Annotated in this window: 21 protein-coding genes; 19 read left to right on the top strand and 2 right to left on the bottom strand. The window is 40.8% G+C overall.

What is annotated here, in order from left to right; genetic code table 11:
- Nucleotides 1-25: 25 nt before the first annotated feature.
- The 12 genes from ACRPI0_RS01930 (at nt 26) to ACRPI0_RS01985 (ending at nt 13634) form a co-directional block, all read left to right on the top strand.
- Complete coding sequence (locus tag ACRPI0_RS01930) at nt 26-1387, top strand: phenylacetate--CoA ligase family protein (protein ID WP_432354447.1); 1362 nt, start codon at nt 26-28, stop codon at nt 1385-1387.
- Nucleotides 1388-1396: 9 nt separating this feature from the next.
- Complete coding sequence (locus tag ACRPI0_RS01935; RefSeq protein WP_432354449.1) at nt 1397-2230, top strand: enoyl-CoA hydratase/isomerase family protein; 834 nt, start codon at nt 1397-1399, stop codon at nt 2228-2230.
- Between the two features lie 23 nt (nt 2231-2253).
- Nucleotides 2254-3810 (top strand): class I adenylate-forming enzyme family protein, encoded by a 1557-nt coding sequence (locus ACRPI0_RS01940; RefSeq protein WP_432354452.1) that lies wholly within the window; start codon nt 2254-2256, stop codon nt 3808-3810.
- Between the two features lie 849 nt (nt 3811-4659).
- Nucleotides 4660-5157 (top strand): PucR family transcriptional regulator, encoded by a 498-nt coding sequence (locus ACRPI0_RS01945; protein WP_432354453.1) that lies wholly within the window; start codon nt 4660-4662, stop codon nt 5155-5157.
- Between the two features lie 79 nt (nt 5158-5236).
- Nucleotides 5237-6685, top strand: a complete 1449-nt coding sequence (locus tag ACRPI0_RS01950) for an aldehyde dehydrogenase family protein (RefSeq protein ID WP_432354454.1) — start codon at nt 5237-5239, stop codon at nt 6683-6685.
- A complete protein-coding gene (locus tag ACRPI0_RS01955) occupies nt 6682-7593 on the top strand; it encodes an NAD(P)-dependent oxidoreductase (RefSeq protein WP_432354455.1) in 912 nt (303 codons plus the stop codon). Before ACRPI0_RS01950 ends, ACRPI0_RS01955 begins: the two co-directional genes overlap by 4 nt.
- 37 nt (nt 7594-7630) lie before the next feature.
- Nucleotides 7631-8431, top strand: a complete 801-nt coding sequence (locus ACRPI0_RS01960; protein ID WP_432354456.1) for a DUF3100 domain-containing protein — start codon at nt 7631-7633, stop codon at nt 8429-8431.
- A complete protein-coding gene (locus ACRPI0_RS01965) occupies nt 8431-8883 on the top strand; it encodes a hypothetical protein (protein WP_432354457.1) in 453 nt (150 codons plus the stop codon). The genes ACRPI0_RS01960 and ACRPI0_RS01965 overlap by 1 nt, the downstream gene beginning before the upstream one ends.
- Nucleotides 8884-9293: 410 nt before the next feature.
- The gene (locus tag ACRPI0_RS01970) at nt 9294-10589 is read left to right on the top strand and encodes an MFS transporter (RefSeq protein WP_432355860.1); all 1296 of its coding nucleotides are present in this window, start codon (nt 9294-9296) and stop codon (nt 10587-10589) included.
- A gap of 9 nt (nt 10590-10598) precedes the next feature.
- Nucleotides 10599-11252 carry a TetR/AcrR family transcriptional regulator gene (locus tag ACRPI0_RS01975; RefSeq protein WP_432354458.1) on the top strand — a complete coding sequence of 218 codons (654 nt, stop codon included), beginning with the start codon at nt 10599-10601 and terminating at the stop codon, nt 11250-11252.
- Between the two features lie 15 nt (nt 11253-11267).
- Nucleotides 11268-12830, top strand: a complete 1563-nt coding sequence (locus ACRPI0_RS01980) for a class I adenylate-forming enzyme family protein (protein WP_432354459.1) — start codon at nt 11268-11270, stop codon at nt 12828-12830.
- Between the two features lie 27 nt (nt 12831-12857).
- A complete protein-coding gene (locus ACRPI0_RS01985; RefSeq protein WP_432354460.1) occupies nt 12858-13634 on the top strand; it encodes an enoyl-CoA hydratase/isomerase family protein in 777 nt (258 codons plus the stop codon).
- A 192-nt stretch (nt 13635-13826) separates the two neighbouring features.
- Here ACRPI0_RS01985 and ACRPI0_RS01990 read toward each other — a convergent pair whose 3' ends face one another.
- Nucleotides 13827-14489, bottom strand: coding sequence for a DUF4352 domain-containing protein (locus ACRPI0_RS01990; RefSeq protein ID WP_432355861.1), 663 nt, complete (start codon nt 14487-14489; stop codon nt 13827-13829).
- A gap of 450 nt (nt 14490-14939) precedes the next feature.
- On the opposite strand from ACRPI0_RS01990, the gene ACRPI0_RS01995 reads away from it, so the two are divergent.
- The gene (locus ACRPI0_RS01995) at nt 14940-17102 is read left to right on the top strand and encodes a M28 family peptidase (protein WP_432354461.1); all 2163 of its coding nucleotides are present in this window, start codon (nt 14940-14942) and stop codon (nt 17100-17102) included.
- Between the two features lie 330 nt (nt 17103-17432).
- On the opposite strand, the gene ACRPI0_RS02000 is transcribed toward ACRPI0_RS01995, so the two are convergent.
- On the bottom strand, nt 17433-17714 hold the full coding sequence (locus ACRPI0_RS02000; protein ID WP_432354462.1) for a hypothetical protein: 282 nt from the start codon (nt 17712-17714) through the stop codon (nt 17433-17435).
- A gap of 632 nt (nt 17715-18346) precedes the next feature.
- On the opposite strand from ACRPI0_RS02000, the gene ACRPI0_RS02005 reads away from it, so the two are divergent.
- The 6 genes from ACRPI0_RS02005 (at nt 18347) to ACRPI0_RS02030 (ending at nt 24882) form a co-directional block, all read left to right on the top strand.
- A complete protein-coding gene (locus tag ACRPI0_RS02005; protein WP_432354465.1) occupies nt 18347-19372 on the top strand; it encodes an asparaginase in 1026 nt (341 codons plus the stop codon).
- Between the two features lie 27 nt (nt 19373-19399).
- Nucleotides 19400-20995 carry a glutathione ABC transporter substrate-binding protein gene (locus ACRPI0_RS02010; RefSeq protein WP_432354466.1) on the top strand — a complete coding sequence of 532 codons (1596 nt, stop codon included), beginning with the start codon at nt 19400-19402 and terminating at the stop codon, nt 20993-20995.
- Between the two features lie 63 nt (nt 20996-21058).
- Nucleotides 21059-21979: a glutathione ABC transporter permease GsiC gene (gene gsiC, locus ACRPI0_RS02015; RefSeq protein ID WP_432354467.1), complete on the top strand. Its 921-nt coding sequence runs from the start codon at nt 21059-21061 to the stop codon at nt 21977-21979.
- 14 nt (nt 21980-21993) lie between these two features.
- Nucleotides 21994-22896: an ABC transporter permease subunit gene (locus ACRPI0_RS02020; protein ID WP_432355862.1), complete on the top strand. Its 903-nt coding sequence runs from the start codon at nt 21994-21996 to the stop codon at nt 22894-22896.
- Between the two features lie 26 nt (nt 22897-22922).
- Complete coding sequence (locus ACRPI0_RS02025) at nt 22923-23936, top strand: ABC transporter ATP-binding protein (protein WP_432354468.1); 1014 nt, start codon at nt 22923-22925, stop codon at nt 23934-23936.
- A complete protein-coding gene (locus tag ACRPI0_RS02030) occupies nt 23902-24882 on the top strand; it encodes an ABC transporter ATP-binding protein (protein WP_432354469.1) in 981 nt (326 codons plus the stop codon). Before ACRPI0_RS02025 ends, ACRPI0_RS02030 begins: the two co-directional genes overlap by 35 nt.
- Nucleotide 24883 lies beyond the last annotated feature (1 nt).

The following is a 24883-nucleotide window of genomic DNA, read 5'->3' on the forward strand; positions in this document are numbered from 1 at the left end:
GGTGGATTAAAAAGGGGGAGTTTACATGAGGGCCGTTCGCTATGTTACTGAAGCATTGAATTATTTTAGCGATGAGGAGATTCATCAAATACGTGAAAAGAAACTAATCAACCAACTGAAGTACTGCTATCGAAACTCTGAGTTCTATCAAAAGAAATTCAAAGAAATCGGAGTCGCTCCACAGGATATCCGATCGATTGAAGATTATCTTAAACTACCTATCCTGATGGATAAAGAACAAGAAAGAAATAGTCAGCAAGAATCCATGGAACGATTCGGTCATCCGTTTGGTATGCATTTATGTTCCTCCCCCGATGAAATTGCGTTAACCGCCACAACAAGTGGGACTACAGGAATACCAACGTTTACGTATACATTAGCGCAAAGAGATTTAAATAAAGTCTCGGATGGAGTCGCTTCGATGTTGGATTATGCCAGAATTGGTCAAGGGGATCGGATGCTATTCAGTCATGCGTTGGGTGTTTATGCTACTTCCGCTGTGTTGCCTGGAATCCGTCAGGCAGGAATTTTACCGATTGATGTGGATGTTCGGGCGGGAACTGCAGCCATTTTACAATATGCAAAGATGACAAACCCGCAAGCGGCAATGATGACTCCGTCGCTAGCGGAACATTTGATAGGGAAATCATTGGAACTTCATCAACAGCCGGTAGGTGACTTGAACCTTTCAGCACTATTTACAGTCGGTGAAATTGCAATCAGTATTCCTGAAGTGAAACAGAAAATTGAAGAAGCCTATGGATGCCGTGTATACGACTGGATTGGTCCAATTGGTGGAACCATTGCGTATTCGTGTGACTCAGATGATTACCATGGGATGCACTGCGTGACGCCCGATTATGATTTATATCCGTATGATCTGGTCAATCCGGAGACCAAACAGTCTATTGAAATTGTAGACGGTGCAATCGGTGAAGTAATTTATACGTCACTAGATCGATTGGCAGCGCCCATGTTGCGAATGGCATCCGGTGATATTGTGCAAGTATTCACTACGCCTTGTCCCGGCTGTGGATTCAATGGGATGCGCGTAAAAGTTGTAGGTCGATCTGACGATATGTTGATTGTTAAGGGTGTGAATGTCTATCCGGCTGCTATTAAACAAGTAATCACCACCTACACACCAGATGTTACTGGTGAGATGAGAATTGTATTGGATCAGGAACCTCCACTCGTAAAACCACATTTGAAAGTGAAGTTGGAATACGGTTTTGATATGGATCGGAATGCACTTTCTCAACTGGAAGCGAAAATTAAAGAACAATTGAGCTGCCAAGTAAGAGTGAATCCCGAAATCATTTGGTGTGAACCAGGTACCTTGGAAAAATCAATGGCAAAAACACCTGTTTTTGAAAAGAACTATTAATCATTGAAAATGGCAATCGAATTTCTGGAATCCATTCAAAAGGGAGAAGTGAGCAAATTGACGAATTACGAAACAATGGAACTTGAACAAGTAGACGATGTACTAACGGTCACATTGAATCGGAAAAATAATTTGAATGCCATGAACTTGACGATGATCAAAGAATTGATTCAGTTATGCGATTGGTTACGGGAAGAACGCTCTGTCCATTATGTTGTATTCACAAATCAGGGACGTATCTTCTCAGCAGGTGCAGATGTGTTCGAAATGTTTGAAGGAATGGATGACGAGGATTTCAAAAATGAAGAACTCAGACGGATGCAACTGGTTGGCCAGGAGATGATTCGAAAACTGGAAAGTATGGAGCAAATCACTATCGCTGCTATCAATGGTTCTGCATACGGTGGAGCTGTAGCCATTGCACTAACGGCGGACTTCAGATTACTTACTGAAAACTCGGTACTAAATTTACCTGAAACAAATATCGGCTTGTTTTTAACGTGGGGCTGCACACCAAGATTAGTGAAAACAGTTGGTGCGTTAAAAGCGAAAGAAATGATCATGTTGTGCGAGGATATATCTGCAGAAGAAAGTGTCCAGTGGGGTCTTGTCAATAAAGTGGTTGCAAAAGACCAATTGAAACAAGAAGTGGACTCAATTATTGCGAAAATTAGAACGAAAGGTAGCCATTCCATCCGGTTGACCAAAAAGATGATCAATGCATCAGCTGCGCCTAATTTTGGTGAAATTGTCATGACTGAAAACGAACTTGTGGAAAAAGTCGTCTTAGCTGGTGAAACGAAACGAAAGTTAGAAGAATTCCATCTCAGCAAACAAAAATAAGAGGAATGGGATGGTGCTAGGTAATGTCACAATACTTCACTGAACTTTTGGAAAGAAATGCAACAAGCTATCCGGATAAAGTTGCTTACCAATTTATGGGGGACTCTGTTACCTGGAAGCATTACTATGATGAAGTTAAGAGCATGACAAACACCTTTCTTACTCTAGGGTTAAAACCGGGGGATAAAGTGGCAACTATTCTACCTCAAACACCCGCATTCATGACAATTTATCTAGCTGCGGGTCAAATGGGGCTAGTGGTCGTGCCCTTAGATCCAAGATTCAAGGTAACGGAAATGATTAATCTATGCAAACGGACCGAACCTAAAATGTTGGTGTGTTTTGCAGGGAATGAATCAATCAAAGTGACGACTGAGCAATTATTGAAGGAAATAGAAATTCCACACGTATTTTCATATATGGGGAGACTGGACTATCCAGGAGTCAAATTATATGAAGTTTTGTTGGAAAGCCCTGTGGAATTGGCTATGCCATTTCCCCCCCCCACGCTAGACGATCCATTAATAATTATTTTTACGAGCGGATCTACTGGATTGCCCAAAGGTGGTGTCTTGACACATCGCAATACGTTAGCCATCGCTAAAGCAACTGTGGAAACATGGGGAATCACAAATGAGGATAAAATGTTGCTTAATATGCCAACTAGTCATGTTGGCGGTACGCACGATATGATTGCAGTGCAGCTGTATGCTGCTGCTGAAGGTTTGATTTCCCCCACCTTTGAGCCAGCAGGAATCCCGAAACTGATACACGAGTACAAAGTAACAGTCATAGGGGGAGTCCCTTCGATGTATCGTCTCATTTTTCAACACGCGAATTTGACGGACTACAACCTTCATTCATTGAAACTACTCATTGTATCTGGTGAATCTTCATCACCAGAATTGATTCACCGTATACAAACGAGTTTCCCGAGTGCATCAGTCGTCGGGAGCTGGGGAATGACAGAAACGTCAGGCTTTTTCACGTTTACAAAAGTCGGTGATTCAGTTGAAAAAATCACGAGAACTGAGGGGGAACCGGGTCCTGGGTTTGAGATGGCTATCATGAAGACAGACGGAACTACAGCAACGACTAATGAAGTCGGAGAAATTTGGGTCAAAGGCGAAAGCGTTATTAAGAGTTATCTGGATGTTAAAGACAATGCCAGTAGCTTTTCAAATGGATGGCTAAAAACGGGCGATATTGGGTATTTGGATGATGAGAACTATTTACATTTCATCGGTCGCTCTAAAGAGATGTATATAAGTGGAGGGTATAATGTGTACCCGATGGAAATTGAAACGGTTTTAAATGCCCATCCAGCTGTAAATGCATCTTGTATTATCGAAGTGCCAGATGAGACATGGGGAGAAATCGGTATCGCTTTCATTATTCCTGAAAACGAGGGTAGCGTAGATGAAGAAGAAATCTATCGGTACTGCAGAGAAAGACTGGCAAATTACAAATGTCCGAAGAAGGTGATTATTCAACAGGATTTACCTAAAACCTTAATAGGGAAAATGGATAAACAAAAAATCAGGAAGAATTTGCATGAATTTGTGAATGAGGTATTTTAACTATTTAATAGATAGCAAACCAGAATATTAAAAAATAGTGAAGGATAGCTATTCATGAGATTTAAAAGAAGCCCGTAGTGGATGGTTCAAACATCCACTACGGGCTTCTTATATTGTGCATCCTCTATGCAAGGTGTCTTAGCTGTTTGGGACTGAATTTATTTAAAAGGTGCCTGTGGGTGAAACCTGTTTCAACTGAATAGGCAACACTACTGTCAAAGTTAAAATTATTTGGCTTCCTGTGAAGTAGGGGCCTCATGTCACTTTGAACTTTTTGTATTCATACGAGTCAAAGGTACCTATTATGTTAAATAGATAGAAGAAAACGCAAAAAACCATTGTTTTCAGGGTATAGAGAAGTACCAATCACAGACCCACTCGACTAGTAAAAGAGGTGCTGAAAAAAATGGTTATACAGTCATTTAATCATATTCAGAGGGAAAACGGAAGTTATTGGAGTCGATTAATGAGAAGCGCTGAAGGTGATCACTATTGTATTGTGGCAGTGGGTGCAGCTAAGTATGTCAATGCGGCAGGATATGAAAGAGGAAATGAATCGTTTCCTAGACAGCAACGCAGGACTGCGCCGTCGCTTCGGACTAACTTAGTACTTTGAAGATTATACGCCTGAAGAATTGATGGAGATTACCGGGCTCTACATTCAAGGATATAGTATAACAGTTGAAGCAAAGAATACTTGAGTGAAAGGTACCTGCGCAACGAACTTTCGTGTTTGTTTAAACATTCACGTTTGTTTTGAGCGCCGGTACTTTTTTGTTTTTATACCACTAGAGATATTCTTTCCAACCTAGGTATGAATATATAATAAAAGTCGCCTTCATTGTCATTTTGCCGAAGTCCTTAACGTATACGGTGAAAGAGTTATTAACCAGCATACTGCAAACTTGGCCAGGCAATGCCGACATCGTTTATGGAATCGGTCGAGAAACTACGATACAAGAGTTGTCAGTATCATATAAGGAAGCAACACGATCTATCGGATATGCTAAGCGTTATGATATTCCTATTGTCGAATATTCGATGTTAGGACTTGAACGGTTGCTATATGAAGTGGACCAAGAATTACTGGAACGCTTCATGGAGGATAAGCTACACCGATTGAGAACCGCGGATTCAACGCTAATCCACACGTTGAAGTTATTCATCAAATCTAATAGAAACCAGAAACAAACTGCCAAGCAACTACATGTTCATCCAAATACTCTCTACTATCGCTTGAAGAAGGTCGAGGAACTGCTGAAAATCGACTTTGCAAACGAAAAAGATTGGATCGACTTTGTGGTTGCATTCCAAATATTTATGAGTCTCAACAAAAAAATGTGCTAATAATTATGGATGCACACATATAATGATCACTTAAATTGATTTACCATAATAGATAGATAACTTGAGAGGGGATGTATATGTGAGTTCTACTTATCATAATTATATTAATGGGGAATGGGTTTCATCTTCTACGGACGAAACGTATGCTAGCTTGAATCCATCAAACCAAGAAGTACTGGGCTACTTTCAAAAGTCAGATAAGGCAGATGTCGAGCGAGCGATTGACGCTGCAGAAAGGGCGTTTCCAGGATGGGCGAATACAGCAGCACCTAAACGTGGAGATGTGCTATTCTCACTCATTCAGTTGTTGCAAGCACAGCAACAAGAATTAGCTACCATTATTACAAAAGAAGTTGGGAAATCGTTCCGTGAAGCAAATGGCGAAGTTCGAAAAACAATAGAAGCTATGAAACAATTTAGTGGAGAAGCAACCCGGATGACAGGAGAAACCGTTCCTTCGCAAGATCCAGGGATTTTTGCATATACAATTCGAGAACCTCTTGGGGTAGTAGGTGTAATTGCTCCATATAATTTTCCGCTCGGTATTGGAATTTGGAAGATTGCTCCGGCCATTATTGCAGGGAATACTGTAATCTTTAAACCGGCAAGTAACACGTCTTTGATTAGCATCAAAATTATAGAGCTGTTTGAGCAAGCAGGTGTTCCAGCAGGTGTTATCAACATGGTGACAGGACCAGGTGGTGTCATTGGAAATGCGATTGGTAGCCATGAAAAGATTAAAGCCGTTTCCTTTACGGGTTCTACAAAAGTTGGGTTGGCTCTTGGTAAAGCAGTGAGTGAAAGAGGGGCAAAAATGCAAGCAGAAATGGGAGGAAAGAACCCTTCTATTGTGTTAGAAGATGCTAATCTTGAGGCAACTGTAGAAAATTTAATTATCAGTGGGTTTTTAGATAATGGTCAACGTTGTACAGGTACGAGTCGTCTAATTGTTCTTCGTTCGATTGCAGATGAGCTGACGAAGAAGCTTGTCCAGCGGACCCTCAAATTGAATATTGGGGACGGATTTACGGAAAACGTCGACAACGGACCAGTAATAGATGATGGGCAATTGAAGACGTATTTGCACTATGTGAAATCAGCAATTGATGAAGGGGCGACACTTGAATGTGGTGGAGCACAGTTAATGAATGATGGATTAGATAAAGGATATTTTGTAGCTCCAACGTTGTTTAGTGGAGTCACTCAAGATATGACGATTTTTAAAGAAGAGATCTTTGGACCAGTGATGTCTATATCTGTTGTGGACACGTATGAAGAAGCATTGGAACTAGCCAATGATAGCGAATTTGGACTGTCGTCAACAATTTATACGAATGATTTAAACAAAGCATTTCACTTTATCCGAAATATTGAATCGGGTGTAACACATGTGAATATCCCATCTAATTATTTTGAGAATCAGTACCCGTTTGGCGGAAAGAAAGCATCTAGTATCGGTCCACGTGAGCAAGGTTCAACGACTTTAGATTTCTGGACGGATTACAAGACGGTTTATATACGTCCATGATAACGGAGCGATTGGAGGGGAATCATATACAAACAATCGGTGTTGTTGGATGTGGTCTTATGGGGTATGGAATGGCGACGAATCTAGTTCGAAAAGGATATGAAGTTAAGGTTTACGATACAAATGCAAAAGCGGTTGAACGAGTAGTGAATAAAGGGGCAAATGCGTCAACTTCCGTTTCAGAATTGGCAAAAGTGAGCGATGTGTTAATCATATCGCTTCCTTCTACAGATTTAGTTGAAACCGTGTTGCTAAAGGGGGAAGAAGCAGCGCTGAAACACTTAAAATCTGGAAGCTTCATTCTCGATATGAGTACGAATGATGTTGCTAGGACGAGGAAGTTAGAGGCGGATGCTAATGTCTTAGATGTTGCTTATTTTGACTGCCCGGTGAGTGGTGGGCCTGAAGGTGCGAGTTCAGGGAAGCTTACCATTATGGTGGGTGGAGCTGAAGAGAAGTTTCCGCAAGTGGTTTCTTTACTCCAAGCAATGGGTGGTCACATTGAATATATAGGACCTAGTGGTGCAGGACAAATTGTTAAGTTATGTAACAACATGGTTGTCGGCGGCATCATTTCTTTGTTAGGTGAAGCGCTTTTGACGGGAGAACAAGCAGGCATTTCTAAAAAGAAGTTAGCCGAGCTCTTTCAAAAAGGATCTGGTCAGACAAAGGTGATGGACGTGTTCGGTCCAACAATTATTCATGAAACGTTTGACGATGTGACGTTTTCGCTCGCCAATATGTTGAAGGATTTATCACTATATCGAAGTTTAGCTACTACACAAGGCGTACCCACTGTAATTAGTGACGCAGCATACCAATTGTTTACATGTGCGAGCTCAGAAGGTGCTGACCGAAGAGACTCAACGGCTGTGGCTGAAGTACTTGCACACAATATAACAACGTGATTCATCGAAATGAAGGGAAGTAAAAGGGGGGATTTGGATGGATGGAAAAGAGAGCTTGCTTGCTGGCATTTGGAAAGATTGGCGGTTGCATGCAATTGTAGTAGGGATTGTCATTATCACAGAAATGATTGGCACATTTAAAATCCCAGTAGGTCCTGGTGTTATTCTATTACTCCCGATGTTATATGCACTCGTAATAGGTCTAGTTTTATATTTCACGCCGGTAGTTAAAGAGAAACAAGCTAAAAATGCAGAGCCACTTATAGTACTTGGTGTTGCTTTATTACTAGCGAAAATCGGAGTCATTATCGGTCCTTCTTTACCAGAAGTAATCGCAGCAGGCCCCGCCTTACTGTTGCAGGAGCTGGGCAACTTAGGGACGATCCTAATCGCCTTACCTGTAGCAATTTGGTTGGGTATGAGGCGCGAAGCAGTTGGAATGACACACTCAATTGGTCGTGAACCGAACGTTGGTCTCATTATGGATAAGTTCGGGATCAACTCCCCTGAAGGGCGCGGTGTCATGGCGATGTACATCTTTGGTACAGTGTTTGGAGCGGTGTTCCTAGGTTTGATTTCTGGTCTGCTGGCAACGGTAACGCCTTTAAGTCCGCTATCGTTTGCGATGGCCTCGGGAGTTGGAAGTGGAAGCATGATGGCAGCTGCAAGTGGTTCTCTTGTTGCTGCGTTCCCGGAACTTGAGTCTCAGATTATTGCCTTCTCAGGCGCTAGTAACTTGCTTTCTCTTTCTACAGGGTTATGGGTGAGTATCTTCATAGGACTTCCATTAACTGAAAAAATCTACTTACGTATGACACGGAATAAGGAGGGCTACTGATGCTGAAAAACATTCAAGAATGGATACTGTTACTTGGGATTTTTGGCATCACAGCTCTAATCGGGAATTGGGTAGGGTATGACATTCTTCCACTTGCAGCACTTCCTGGAATGATCGTGCTTGTTGCCATTTGTTTAATAGGGTTCATCCTACAGAAACTCATCCCTGTGAACTTTCCGAGTATTGCATACATCTCGATTATCGGTGTAATTGTTTCAATGCCTTGGTTCCCAGGTTCGGAAAAAGTCGTTGAATGGACAACGCAAGTTCAACTTCTAGCGCTTGCAACACCAATTTTAGCGTATGCTGGCATTGCAATTGGTCGCTCATGGACCGATTTTGTAAAATTAGGATGGAAAACAATTGTTGTCGGAACGCTCGTCATGCTCGGAACATTCCTCGGTTCTGCAGTGATAGCAGAAATCATTTTACGATTCCAAGGTATTATTTAACTGTTTTGGACTGATTGAAGAGGGATTTGAGTGAAAATTTAATATGATTGTATAAATAATCATATTAGTTTCATGTGCAGAAGCTTTTGATAGATTACCAATGACTCAATATAGAAAGCGCTAGGTTCTCAGAGATGACTTTCATCTAAGAACCTAGCGCTTATTATGAATAAGGTAGATCTTACTGGTTGGTTCTCACGTTGTAATTTTGAAAGGTACCTCTTTAACTAGATTGACTTTAAATATACCACTCTCTATCCAGCTGATTAACCTCAGTACGATAGAGATTTTTGTTATTCCGAACAGACTATTAAAAATAGTTTGACTATATTCAATTGGTTAGTTATCATTAACTAACCAATTGAATACGCTTACATTAAGACTTGAAAGGGAGGTTTTTTCTAGTGAAAATGATTGTAAAGAGGACGTGGGGTTATCGGTATGTGATTTTGTTAGTGGTTTGGTTGCTTTATATTATCAATTATATGGATCGCTTTGCAGTTATCGTTTTCATGCCTTATATTCAGGAAGATTTGAATTTATCCCCTGAACAAGCAGGTCTCGTATTATCTATATTCTTTATTCCATATGCATTATCTCAAATCACTTCCGGTTTTTTAGCAGACAAGTTCGGACCTAAAAAAGTGATGGGTGTAGCAATTACTGTATTTACAATAGCTACAGCATTGACTGGTTTTGTAAAAGGATTTGGCCAGATGATAGCACTTCGACTAGGGTTAGCTTTAGGAGAAGGACACCATTTCCCACCAGGTACAAAAGCTATCAATAACTGGTTCCCTAAAAAGAGTAGAGGGAAAGCCTTATCCTTTTTCTCGACGACTTATGTCGTTGCACCTGCCATTGCCCCAATATTGTTAACAGCAGCATCGTTCTACTTTTTTGGTGGCGCATGGAGACCCGTTTTCTTTCTTCTCGTCATTCCAGGAATCATCGGGATGTTTTTACTTTGGTACTTTGTAGCAGATACGCCTGAGAAAATGCAGAAAAAAGGTCGTGTGTCACAGGATGAAGTAGATTTCATCAATGATGATGCAGACGAAGAAGTGCTCGTGGATCCTAGACTGAAGAGTCCCAAAATCTTTCTTACAGACAAAGTATTCTACTTTGGCGTTTTCGTTTGTGTATTCCAAGTTGCATTGTCATGGGGAATTGCCTCTTGGTTACCAACCATTTTAGTAAAACAATACGGTTTGGACATTAAGAATATGGGCCTATTGGTCGCATTACCGTATATCACAGGTATTATCTCCATCTTGCTTGGAGGCTGGCTAATGGATAAGGTCAAGAGTATGAAAATAGTAGCGTTAATCGCTTATGGCGGCTGTATTCCAATTATGTTCTTATTTTCTACAGTTGAAAAAGGTGACAATACGATGCTAGTTATATTATTACTTCTTGCAGGATTTTTCGTAAATCTAAACTATGGCCCACTATTAGCATTCTTACAGAACCGATATCCTAAGGAAGTGGCTGGAAGCGCTGTAGGAACAGGGAATGGGATTGGACAGTTCGGAGCCTTTTTTGCGCCTTTCATTGCTGGATATTTAGTGAAAGTGTCAGCGACTGGAGAATATGATTTTAGTACAGTGTTCTTGTTTTTCATGATCGTTGCAATTCTAGCATTTATAGGCGCCCTTTTGCTGAATGAGAAGCCTATTCATATTCAGTTGGAAGAAACGCAATAATCGTCTAGTTTGAATGAACAAAATGCTAAACTAGACAGTAACAATGTAAAAAGGTGGTTGTCTATCATGACGCGTATGACAGGTGAAGAACGTAAAAAAGTATTAATAAAATCAGCGATACAAGTATTTTCGGAGGAAAATTATCGAGCAGCAAAAGTAGCGGATATTGCAGCAAAAGCAAATGTAACCGAACCAGTTGTCTACAAGCATTTCTCATCAAAAAAGAATCTGTATTTAGAAGTGTTGACACTTATTATGGAGAAAACAATGAAACGATTTCAAGATGTCACAGCCAAAAGTATGAATCCGCATGAAAAAATGGAACTAATTATTAAGGAACATAGCACAATGATTCATGTATTTCGTCAAGAATTAAAGTTAGAGTTTCAAGCGGTATCTGAAATAGATGATCCAGAAGTTAAAGAGATTATTGCTACAGGTTATCGTTCTAGTTTCAAGCTAATAGAGGATGTACTGAAAGAAGGGATGGACCAGGGATATTTCCGTGGAGACATCAATCCTTCTTTCCAGGCAAAACTATTTGTTGGTCACTTCATTCATTTAAGTTCTTATTACTTGGCAGAGGTTTTAGAAGATGACTATGCTAATCAACTATTTTCGTTTTACTTACATGGAATACTCAATCATTCACGAGAAAAATAGACTGGGGGAATTACCTTGTTACAGTTCACAATGGGAATAAATGAAGCTTTCCGAGATGCATTCCACAAATACAAAAACAATATTGCCCTTCATTTTGCAAGTGAACAAGTGACTTATGAACAACTACGACTTCGTAGTAACCGAGTGGCACATGCGCTAACGGACTTGAAGCTACCAACAAACTCTCGAGTTGCCTTATTTATGTCGAATCGATTGGAGTTTGTCTACGCTCAAATGGGTGGATATCAAGCAGGTGTAGCAAACATCCCACTAAACGATATGCTCGGTGAAAATGAAATCAAGTACATTTTGAAGGATTGTCATGCAAAAGTATTGATTGTGGAAGAACAGTTTTTTGAAAAGGTTCAACATATCCGCAGTGAACTACCAAACTTAACGACGATTGTAGGGATTAGCGAGCATGAAGTGCCTGAAGGATTTGTCTCATGGGAAGAATTCCAAGGTGGGAAGTCTGAAGAGGATCTACTGTTGAAAATTCCTCAAGACGACATCGCACAAAGTGTTTACACTGGAGGTACAACTGGAAATCCGAAAGGGGTTTTACATAGTTATCAGACAACGATTACTATTTTAGTTGCAGTGATTTTAGAAAACGAAATTGCTCCAGAAGAGAAAATTCTTTTGACTTCTCCACTGCCACACGCATCTGGAATCTCATTACAAGCAGGATTATTAAGAGGCGCTGAAATCTTCATTGAAAAGAAATTTAGTGAAGAGCTAATTTTGAATCATGTGGAAACGAATAAGGTCACTTACATTATGGCGGTACCTACGATGATTTATCGGATTATCGATTTCATGGAGGGCAAGCAATTCGATACCTCTTCGATACGAACAATCGTCTACGGGACAGCACCAATTGCTAGAGAACGTTTAAAACAAGCATTAGATATCTTTGGGCCTGTTTTCATTCAAACTTATGGGTTAACTGAATCACCGGGAGTGGCTACTAAATTATCCAAAAAAGATCATCTCATTGAAGAGGATAATTTAAAGCGGCTAACAAGTTGCGGCAGGCCGACACTATTGACGCGGGTGAAAATTGTAGATGACCAAGGTTTAGAGGTTGAACGTGGGGAAGAAGGAGAAATTATCATCTCATCTCCTGTTAATATGATTGGTTATTACAATCAACCGGAAATGACTGCCGACAGTCTAAAGGACGGCTGGATGCATACGGGAGACGTTGGTTACATGGATGAAGAGAATTACGTATACGTTCTTGATCGGAAAAAAGACATGATTATTAGTGGTGGCATGAATGTCTATTCTTCTGAAGTAGAGAATGAGTTGCAAAAACATCCTGGAATTCGTCAAGTAGCAGTCATAGGAGTTCCAGATGCTGATTGGGGAGAAGCTGTCACAGCATGTATTATCCTGAAAGATCAGCAATTGACAGCGGAAGTATTAGAAGCTTGGTGTAAAGACAAGTTGTCTACCTACAAGCGTCCAAAAAAGTATGAATTCGTAGATGCACTTCCACTTACGCCTTATGGGAAAGTAGATAAAAAGAAATTACGAGAGCCCTATTGGGATTTAGTAAATAGACGAATTTAAAATTGTGTGGAAGGAATGAGTAAACTTATGAAAACGTCCTATGAAACTCTAGAGGTTGAATACAAGTCACCTACTTTACTCGTGAAATTTAACCGGCCAGAAAAAGCAAATGCAATGAATGGGAAAATGTCAGCAGAACTTGATGAAGTTCTTATGGACTTGCGTCAAAGTTATGATTGTAAATACGTAATCTTCACTGGAAATGGGAAACATTTCTCAGCAGGCGCGGACATGGCCGAAGCTGGAGAACAATTGAAGAACGATCCGAACTTCATCTCGACTATTCGTAATGATCAATTAGGTAGAATTGATTTCATGCGTAAATTCGATGAGATGGACCAAATTTCGATTGCAGCTATCAATGGTCCGATGTATGGGGCTGGTTTTGCTACAGCGATGGCTTGTGATTTCAGAATTATGGGAAATAGCGCAACTGCGTGCTTACCTGAAACACAACGAGGAATGTTTTTCACAGCAGGCTGTACAGGACGACTTGTAAATTTAGTGGGCCCAGCGAAAACGAAAGAACTCATTATGCTATGCGAAGCAATCGATGCCGAGGAGTCAAAGCGTATAGGATTAGTCAACAAAGTGGTTGAGGATTCAGAGTTATTGGCAGCAGCGCATAAGATGATTCAACAACTGGAAAAAAGTCCGTTCCTTCCTTTAAAGATGACAAAGAAACTTGTCAATGCAGCCACGCCCGTTTTAGGCAATACAGTAGCATTTGAATCAGATTTACTTGAACTTACGTTTATGCAGAGCGACATGCAGCGAAGCATGGCTAGTTTTTCTAAGAAGTGAAAAATTCTTTTTACAAATTTGCGTGTGAGTTTTAACATTCAAGCTGTGTTGCACACAATACTTTTCAATGTTTTAGTTTTGAAGAAAGCTAATTTGATAAAAAAAATTAATTGTGTATGAAACTTTCGTTTTTTCAAAAAGAAGCCCGTAGTGGATGGTTTAACCATCCACTACGGGCCTTTTTTAAAGTGTTTACTTTAATTTCACTTTTGCTTTTCCAATTTGTATAAACCATTCATCTTCAGCAAACTTAGCTTTAGATACTTCATACACTTCAACACTCGTTACACTAATATCAGGATTTAAGTCAGAAACTGATTTTGAATCGTCAATACCTGTCTCAACTGAATAGGCAACACTACTGTCAATGTCAGAATTATATTTAGTTCCTTTTTTGTCAACTAAGTTGACTGCTGGATAGCTAAACATTCCAACCGGCTTGTCGGAAACGTTTTTCATTGTATATTGGATTGCCACTAAAGTTGAACCCTCAGAAGCTTTTTTACCAAACAGATTAGGATCGCCAATTTGATCAAGTTCTTCAAATTTTGTAATAGTGAACTCAAGTTGCTTTGAATTGAAAGTATCTCCTACCGCAATAACCTTTTCTTCTTTGGCTGGTGCTTTCTCAGAAGCAGTAGAATTGGTCGTTGACTCTTTACTTGCGTCAACTTCATCACTATCACCACTTGCTAGGTTAGTAATTATTATTAATACAATAAGTGCCCCAAGTACTGACATGATTTTATGTCTCATAAACCAGTTTCGTTGATCTTTACCGCAATTCGGACATTTTTTAACGCCTTTTGCAATTTCCTTTTCACACGCTTTACACTTTACTAATACTGACAAAATTCCCACATCCCTTAATCTTTATGTACCTACAAGTCTAATAGTATACGGGCATTAAGCTATAGTCTACAAAAATATAATGGTAATTTATTCTTAAAGTACATAGTATAAAGGTTGGTGGAACTTACGGATTTCCCTTTATTAAATTCTGTTTATGCAAAATTTTTGATAAACTATACATTGTTAAAAAATTCAATAAATAGATTTAGAGATATAGCCATTCTGTATGTGCGGATAGATATGGATGTCTACTATGTATCTTGTATATTAAAATTAACCTGTACAAGAAACCTTTATGTTTGTGTAAACGATTATGGTTGTTTGGCATGCCTGTACCTTTCATTATTAAGGGTGCTATAATTTAAGGGATTATTTTCAAAAATTAGTATTGCTAAAGTTCGGTTCTTATCGTTTAATTAGCTAGTCATAAAAAAACGAAAAGGACTGTGATACATGAAAAAGATTGTGAGCTGCTTGACGTTGTCAATGCTCGTTGGAATGTCGTTAATGGGATGTACTCCAAAAGAAGAAATGCCTAAAGTGAAGGAAGAGTCAGTTGAAGATGTAAAGACTGCACCACTTGCAGAGGAAAAAGAGCAGTATTTATCTGCAGTAGACGTAGAATATGCGTTTGACTTTGCTAAAGGCTTGGAAAAATATAAAACCAATGAAAAGCTTGGCTATCGTACTGCGGGATCGGAAGCAGAACGGAAGACGGGTGAAATGATTGGCGAAGAAATGAAGAAAATCGGTCTTGCCGAAGTAACAAAAGACGCGTTTAAAGTTGATAGTTGGGAGTTTGAAAAAGCGGATTTGACCTTTACAGACATGAACGGTAACGAGCACCTCGCTGTATTAGGTGGCTATCAAGTTAACTTTGATACAAAAGGTGTGAAAGAACTTGAAGTTGTCTATGCAGGTAAAGGGACTGCTGCTGACTTGGAAGGGCTCGATATCGAAGGTAAACTCGTTTTAATCGATATCAACCAACGAGAAGAATGGTGGATTAATTACCCAGCTTATCAAGCGCACGTAAAAGGAGCGGCTGCGGTAATCGCTGTGCAAGAGGCAGGATATGCTGAGGTGGATTCGGATGCGTTGAATGCACAAGACATTTGCGGACCAGACGATGCACCTGCATTTTCGATGTCTCAAACAGATGCGGGAAGTCTGAAGAAAGCATTGGAAGCAAGTGATACAAAGTCACTTACAGTGAAGCTCGATGCTAAATCCACTGTCAAAATGGATGGGGAAACGTACAATTACTACGGTAAGATAATTGGTAAAGACCCCGATTCTTATATCCTCTTATCTGGACATTATGATTCGTATTTTGCTGGATTCCAAGATGATAATGCTGCAATCGGTCTTATGATGGGAATCGCAAAAGGGATGATCGACAGCGGATACAAACCCGAAAAGACAATTATCTTCAACGCACTGGCGGCTGAAGAATGGGGCGTTTCGAACTCCCGATACGACTGGTCAACCGGAGCTTATAACCAAATCTTTAACATTCACCCTGAGTGGGTTGGTAAAACATTTGCCAATATGAACTTTGAGCTTCCTGCGTTTGAACATACGACTCAAGATGAGATTCGATCCGTCTATGAGCTGGATAACTATTTAACTGAGTTTGCAAAAGAAGTTCCGAAACTATCGGATGTATATAAAGATGGGATTTCAGTTGTCTCTCCACTACGTACGTGGTCAGATGACTTCTCATTCGGTATTGCAGGTGTTCCAGCACTACGAAATGATTTCCAAGACAGTGAATTCATGCACTCTCATTATCATTCTCAATTTGATAGCGACGATGCGTTCAATGCAGAAGCATTGAAATTCCACTTGAACCTTTATGGATTGCTAACGATGCATTACGACAAAACGGCTATCGTTCCACTCGATTTCACAACGCGTCTGACAGCGATGAAAGAACTAATCGACACAGCTGTATTTGACCAAGCAGCAGTCGCGCCAGACAGTCTGACTAAAGAAATCGATCATGTCATGACAATTGCAGAAGAGGTAAATGCAAAGGTAGCTAACGTAAACGAAGAGTACGCAGCTGCACTCCAAAAGGGTGATTCCGATGCAGCGAAGAAACTGTATGCAGAAAGCCGTGAATTGAACAGTGGGTTACTCGCTACTTATAAATATGCGGAAGACCAATTTGTCCGGTTAACGTGGGAAGATGAACAGATTTTCCCTCATGAACATGCACAAAGTAACGTTAAGAACTTAGCGGCGTCTATTGATGCACTGAATAAAGGAGATATCACTTCACCACTAGATGAGTATCTATACGCCATCGATAACAACTGGTATGCGTATGACTTCGACAAGGAAGTATACAACTACTTCACAGACTATGTCATAAATGCGCCAACGGAAAAACTCATGTGGGGCGCTGGCAGAATCGTCGACCATGAAGATCTATTCGATACGATCCAGTCATTGAAAGATAAGAAAGAACAAGCCAATGCAGATGTTTCAACAGAAGTTGCAACATTGACAGCTGCTCTAGATAGACAAAAAGAGTTATTAGGTAAAACCGTAACTGATGAAACAGCTAGTGTTAAAAAGCTTGGTGAGTTGTTGGCTGAGTTGAAATAAGGAAGAGGAGTCCCCGACGGTTTTGTCGGGGACTTCTTTTTAGGTTCTATAATACTTGTTGGCGTGAAGACTTAATTTGAATAAAAAAATACGCAATCACCAGTTCTTTTCTACTTGAATTGTCTAGAAACAAGTAAATGAAAGGTGATGCGTGCATATAAATAAAACCACGAGTATTCTGGTTTTAAAAGGCGTGGAGATTAAGAAGACTGAAGAGATTGGAGATCGAATCGCACTTCATAAAAAAGTGGCTGTTCACATAAGGTTTTCAGGCTCGTTTAAATATTCACGTTTGCATCGTGCATATGTAGCTTTCACTCTACTGCGAAGTTACTTCTTTTCAGGAGAAACTAGCCCCAAATTAGAGATTCCCCTTTCTATAAACTCCTTTTCATATTCCCCTTCAATTTCGAAGAATTTCATCATCGCGTCATCTTTTGTTGGATACTCCTTTCCCTCCTTTGCCATATCCCTATTAGCTAGACGTCTTGAAAGTTCGTTCCAAAATACGTCTTCATCGTTTTCGTCAATAACCGGCTGCATTTGATTTTCATAGTCAAAAGTTGGTGAGTAAGAATCTAACTCTTTATGGAATGGTACTAGTTCCTCCATGCCAAATGCTTTAGCAAATGAGCAGATGTATTGGAACATCTCCTCAATCAATTTTCTTATATCTTACCATTTGGTTAGGCAATATATATAGAACAATGATGGCGTCACCTGTTTAAAGGACGTGATTAATGAAAGGTACCAGTGTATGAAACTTTCGTATTTGTTTTGTGCATGAACGGTACTTTTTAGATGTTTGCATCACTTCATTTAATAATTCGAAACCCCTGTTGATTGTAGCGGAGAGCGGCGACTCCGGAGGGATAAGCGAAGCTCGAATACCCTGGACTGAGCAAAGCGTTAGGAGCACAGGGCTGCCTTAATTTCTGTAAAGTACACAGAAATACGGCAAATCGAACGCTTCGTGGTTCGATTGGCTGAAATCAAGCCCCCCCGGAAAGCGTCCGCCTGGAGTGTAAATCAACAGTCTCCCACGCATCATTTAATAGTAAGGGACTTTTACGGTAGACATGTGTAAAAAAGTAGTCTCTATAAATAAAAAGAAATTCAAGATCCAGAAACCCCGTTACAACTCAATGAATACTCTTCAATTCTATTATTTCAAAAAAGTGTTGTAATGGGGTGTATCATGATGTAAAGTATTAGAAAATATAGAATTGTAGGAGAGTGGTTGCGTGACAGCAGAGCAATTAGTAGACGCAGTACGTGGAGGATACATAGAAAGTGGGCATACGGGACACATTGCAGTCGTGGATACAACTGGAAAGTTGGTCTACAGTTATGGTGACCCGGATCGGCATACATTTGCTCGATCATCCATGAAACCCCTTCAAGCAATACCTATTATAGAAACAGGGGCAGCCGATCACTACAATATGCAAGCCGCAGATATTTCTCTAGCTTGTGCTTCTCATAACGGTGAAGACCAGCATACACTCAGAGTTAAAGACATCCTCACACGTCTAGAACTCGAAGTAGACGACCTGAAATGTGGAACACATCCACCTAGGTGGACTGAAACCTATGAAAATGTCATTAAAACGAACACACCAATTACCCCTGTTTACAACAACTGTTCAGGTAAACATAGTGGGATGTTGACCACCGCTAAACATATGAACGAATCGACAGAAGATTACTACCAGATAGAACACCCTGTTCAACAACGAATCCTTGAAGTAATCAGTGATTTGTCTGAAGTCCCAGTCGATGAAATCGAAATCGGTATCGATGGATGTGGTGTACCCGTTCACGGGATTCCGCTTGATCGATTAGCACTTTGTTTTGCGAAAATGGCCAAACCCGAAAACTTCCCTGAAAAGCGGAAACAAGCAATTGAAACCGTGACTTCATCCATGATGGCTGCACCGGAAATGGTAGGAGGGACAGATCGTTTCTGTACCGACTTCATGAGAGTGATGGAAGGTCGAATGTTTGGGAAAGCCGGAGCTGAAGGGGTTTATTGTATCGGTGACCTTGAAACTGGGCTAGGGATTGCAATTAAGATCGAAGACGGGAACGGAAGAGCAGTTTACCCAGCAGCAATGGAAGTTCTTAAGCAACTCGATCTACTAACAGCTGAACAATTGGAACAGTTATCTTCTTACCATGAGCCCGCTCTAAAAAATGCTCGAGATGAAGTAATCGGCTACTTGAAGCCTGTGTTTACGTTGAAAAATGCTCCGTGCATTTTATCATAAACGAGTCAAACAAAAGGGGAGAAGAAGATGAAAAAGACGTACGGTTGGTTATCGGCATTTGTATTAGTCTTGTTGCTTGTGTTGGCGGGATGTAGTGACTCGGGTTCTAAAGAAGGGTCCAAGGAAAAAGAAGGCGATGGGAAAAAGGCAACTAAAGAAGGAAAAGATTTAGTCATTGCGGTAGCAGATAACTTTACGACTCTCGACCCTCATGACACAAATGATACTCTTTCAAACTCTGCTGAGAAAACAATGATGGAAGGTCTTCTTGGTTTCGATGAGAGGATGACAGTTGTTCCATTACTAGCTGAAGAATATACAGCGAATGATGAAGCTACAGAGTTTACATTTAAACTGCGTGAAAACGTGAAGTTCCACGATGGAACTCCATTCAATGCAGAGGCAGTTAAAGTGAACTTTGACCGTCTTGCAGATCCAGATAGTGGTCTAAAGCGACACAGCCTGTTTTCATTAATCAAATCTACTGAAGTTATTAATGACCACGAAGTGAAATTCACATTGTCAGAGCCATTCGGTGCAATGATCAATACGTTTGCCCATCCGGCAGCTTTGATTCACAGTCCGAAAGCACTTGAAGAGTTCGGCAAAGATGTAGGGAAGAACCCTGTCGGTACAGGACCTTTCAAATTTGTTGAGTGGAAGCCGAGCGAAGGCTTGAAAATCGTCAAGAACGAAGATTACTGGAACAAAGGATTACCGAAAGTGGATTCAATCACATTCAAACCCGTTTCAGAAAACGGATCACGTATCGCAATGCTTCAAACAGGTGAAGCCGACTTTATTTACCCAGTTCCAACAGAACAAGTTGAGGGTGTAAATGGCAAGGACGGTATTGAAGTAGATAGTAAGGCATCAATTGTTGTGCGTTACATGGCTATGAATACATTAAAAGAACCATATAGTGATGTTAAAGTACGCCAAGCGTTGAACTATGCGATTAACAAAGATGCGTTCATTCAAGTTGTTATGAACGGGGAAGGGGAAAAACTAGACTCAGTAATTGCACCAGATGTTCAGTTTTACTCTAAGCAAGAATTGTATGAGTTTAACCTTGAAAAAGCGAAAGAACTCTTGAAAGAAGCTGGCGTTAAAGAAGGCATGAAAGCAAAACTTTGGGGCGGTAACAGCTCTAGTGCTGTGAAAGCAATGGAGTTCCTTCAGCAACAACTTGCTGCTGTTGGCATTGAAGTAGAAGTAGTTCCAATGGAGTCGGGTACATTATCCGATAAGATCTGGTCTGTACAAGATGCAGATGATGCTGAACTTGAGTTGTACTATGGTGGATGGTCACCTTCAACTGGAGACGCAGACTGGGGTATCCGACCACTACTAGGTGGAGCAGATGCATTCCCGCCGAAGTCTTATAACGTTTCTTACTACAACAGCGACAAAGCGAATGAATTGATTAAAGCTGGGTTACAAACAGCTGACGAAAGTAAACGTGCTGACGCGTATGCTGAAGTTCAAAAAGTTCTATGGGAAGATGCACCGTGGGTATTCTTATCTGCAGACAATACATTGGCAGGAAAGAAAAACTACTTGAAAGGTGTTTATCTGCTTCCGGACGGTTCGTTAAGTGTCACAGATGCTGAAATTGAGTAAGTGATGGAAAGTGGAGCGCTGTAATTTTATAGCGCTCCTTCTTTATCTAAAGGAGGCTTACGAATGTTACGATTTCTTGGGAAAAGATTGCTGCAAATAATACCGATCCTCATACTAGTTACCATTTTCATCTTTATGTTCGTACATATGATTCCAGGAGATCCTGCGCGACTCGTAGCGGGAGAGGATGCCACACTTGAAGACGTGGAACTCGTTCGTAAAGAATTAGGTCTTGATAAGCCGATTACCGAACAATATTTTACGTACATGAAAAACTTAGTACAAGGTGATTTAGGAAAGTCATTGAAAACGAATCGTGAAGTCAGTTATGAGATCGGTGAGCGCTTCATGCCAACGTTTTGGCTGACCGTTTGGAGTATGTCATGGGCGGTAGTTGCAGGACTGGTTATCGGTGTTATATCTGCGACGAAACGAAATAAATGGCAAGATTATTTGGGGATGTTCGGAGCGGTTTCAGGACTCTCTCTTCCTTCGTTCTGGTTAGGACTTATGCTTATTCAACTATTTGCAGTAACACTAGGATGGTTGCCGAGCGGTGGAATGGAATCATGGAAGAGCTATATCTTACCCGCCTTCACATTGGGAACGGGAGTAGCAGCAGTTGTCGCTCGTTTTACTCGATCGTCTTTAATGGACGTACTTAAAGAAGATTACATCCGAACGGGTCGCTCGAAAGGGTTGAACGAAAGACGTCTTACATGGGGGCATGGTCTACGAAATGCGATGATTCCTGTCGTTACGATGACTGGTTTACAGTTCGGTTTTCTACTAGGTGGATCCGTTGTAATTGAATCTGTTTTCAGTTGGCCGGGACTTGGCAAGCTTCTAATCGATTCTGTTGCGTATCGGGATTATCCTGTTATTCAAGCGGAAATGCTCATCTTTGCGCTGGAATTCATCCTCATTAACTTAGTCGTAGACTTACTCTACGGAATCTTGAATCCGCAAATTCGTTATGAATAGGAGGGTACCTTGTGATCGATTTGAAAGTATCTAAAAAAGAAGCGTACTATCAACAAACATTAGAAAATATTCCATCCAAAACACCGTTTTCCGAGTTTTGGAGAAAGTTTAAGAAACAGAAGCTTGCGTTCGTCTCATTTTTCTTTGTCGTCGCACTCCTATTGCTAGCATTTATCGGTCCTTTCATAACTCCGTATGATATTACAGAGCCAGATTATGAAAACGTGTTATCTGGACCGTCAGCTCAGCACTGGGCAGGAACGGATGCCTATGGTCGAGATATTTTTAGTCGGGTGCTCGCGGGTACTCAAATTTCACTTTATGTAGGATTAACGTCTGTATTGCTAGGAGCAATCGGTGGAACATTCCTCGGTATTGTTGCTGGCTATTACGGGAAGCGCATTGACTCGATTATTATGAGGATTTGTGATGTGTTACTAGCGTTCCCAGGAATTTTGTTAGCAATCGGGATTATCGCAATTCTTGGACCCGGACTCGGGAACGTCATTATCGCAGTTGCGATTTTTAGTGTACCTATGTTTGCTCGTATCGTCCGGAGTTCGACACTTGCTGTAAAGTCTACGTTATATATTGAAGCAACAAAATCTATTGGAACGAGACCAAAACGGATTATTTGGAAACACATTTTCCCTGGAACCGTTTCAAGTATCATTGTCTATTTCACGATGCGAATTGGATCGGCAATTTTAACAGCAGCAAGTTTAAGTTTCCTAGGGCTTGGCGCACAACCACCATCACCAGAATGGGGCGCAATGTTAAGTGGCGGACGTGATTATTTAAACATCGCTCCTCACGTAACGATATTTCCTGGAATTGCGATTTTTGTAACGGTTCTTGCGTTCAACTTGCTGGGTGATGGACTTAGAGATGCACTTGATCCCAAAATTAAAGAGTAATGTACGTGTGGAAGGAGGAGCTATAAATGGAAGAGAAGGTTCTTCAAGTGAAAAATTTACAGACGCACTTTACGAGTGACGCGGGTGTTGTCAAAGCAGTCGACGGTGTATCGTTTGAAGTAGGTAAAGGTGAAACGCTAGGGATTGTCGGAGAATCTGGAAGTGGAAAGAGTGTAACTTCATTGTCGATTATGAGATTGCTAAAAGACACTCCAGGTAAAATTGCTGGCGGTGAAATTCTATATGAAGGTCGGGATTTAACTAAAATTAGTGAGCGGGAAATGAGAAAAATCCGAGGAAACGAAATCGCAATGATTTTTCAAGAGCCAATGACTTCGCTCAATCCCGTTTATAAAATTGGACGTCAATTGGAAGAGTCCATTATTTTGCATATGAAACTGTCTAAGAAAGCGGCACGAGAGCGTTCCATTCAAATGTTGACGGCAGTTGGGATATCTCGACCTGAGAAGATTGTATTTGAATTTCCACATCAGTTGTCAGGCGGAATGCGGCAACGTGTCATGATTGCGATGGCAATGGCATGTAATCCGAAAGTGCTCATTGCGGATGAGCCAACGACTGCGTTAGATGTAACCATTCAAGCGCAAATATTAGAGTTAATGAAAAGTTTAACAACGACGACCGATACAGCGATATTGCTCATTACTCATGACTTAGGTGTGGTTGCTGAAATGTGTGACCGTGTTGTCGTTATGTACGGAGGCAGAGCTGTTGAAGAAAGTGATGTTGTTTCGATTTTCACTAATCCTAAACATCCGTATACGCAAGGTTTACTAGAATCGATACCTAAAATAGGAGACCGCGTTGAACGATTGTCTTCAATTCCAGGGAATGTGCCTATTCCTTCACACATGCCGGAAGGGTGTAAGTTTGCACCAAGATGTCCGCATGCAATGGATATTTGTTGGGAGAAAGAGCCTTCGTTCGATAAGGTGACGGATAATCATTCTGTACGCTGCTGGTTACATGAGGAGGTGCTTTCAGATGAATCAAGTCTTGTTGGAAGTTCAGAACGTTAAAAAATATTTCCCATTGCCTTCAAAAATGTTCAGTCGAAAGAAAGAATACGTCAAAGCGGTTGACGGTGTTTCGTTTACTGTTAACAAAGGTGAAACGCTAAGTATCGTTGGAGAGAGCGGATGCGGCAAGTCAACGACGGGTAGAATGATTATGAAGTTGCTCGATATCACTGAAGGTAAAGTGATCTTCGAAGGTCAGGACATTACCAATATGACTGATGACCAAATCCGTCCTTTACGGAAAGAATTTCAAATGGTCTTCCAAGATCCGTACGCATCCTTAAATCCTAGGCTAACCATCAAAGAGATTCTCGAAGAGCCTCTCATCGTACACAACGTGAACAAATCGAATCGAAGTCAGCGTGTCACGGAGCTGCTCGAAGTCGTAGGTCTCAACAAATACCACGCAGATCGTTATCCACACGAATTCAGTGGGGGACAGCGCCAACGAATCGGAATTGCACGAGCATTAGCTGTGAATCCAAAACTCATTATTGCAGACGAACCCGTTTCCGCATTGGACGTTTCCATTCAATCACAAGTGTTGAATTTGATGAAAGATTTACAAGATGAGTTTGGGTTAACGTATGTCTTCATTGCTCACGATTTAAGTGTCGTTGAGCACATTTCCGATCGGGTAGGGGTCATGTATTTAGGAAGACTCGTTGAATTAGCTACACGTGATGAACTTTTTGGTAAACCACTACATCCTTATACGAAAGCATTATTAAGCGCAGTTCCCATACCCGATCCTACAATCAAACGTGAACGAATCATTTTAAAAGGGGATATTCCGAGTCCTGCGAACCCGCCGTCAGGATGTACATTTCACACACGCTGTCCATTTGCGCAAGAAACGTGTAAAATTCGAGTACCGGAATTCCGAGAATTGGAACCCGGACATTTTGTGGCGTGCCACTATGCTGAGGAGCTTGAGATTACTTAAC

It is taken from the genome of Sporosarcina sp. A2, from assembly GCF_050858885.1.
Lineage (GTDB): Bacteria > Bacillota > Bacilli > Bacillales_A > Planococcaceae > Sporosarcina.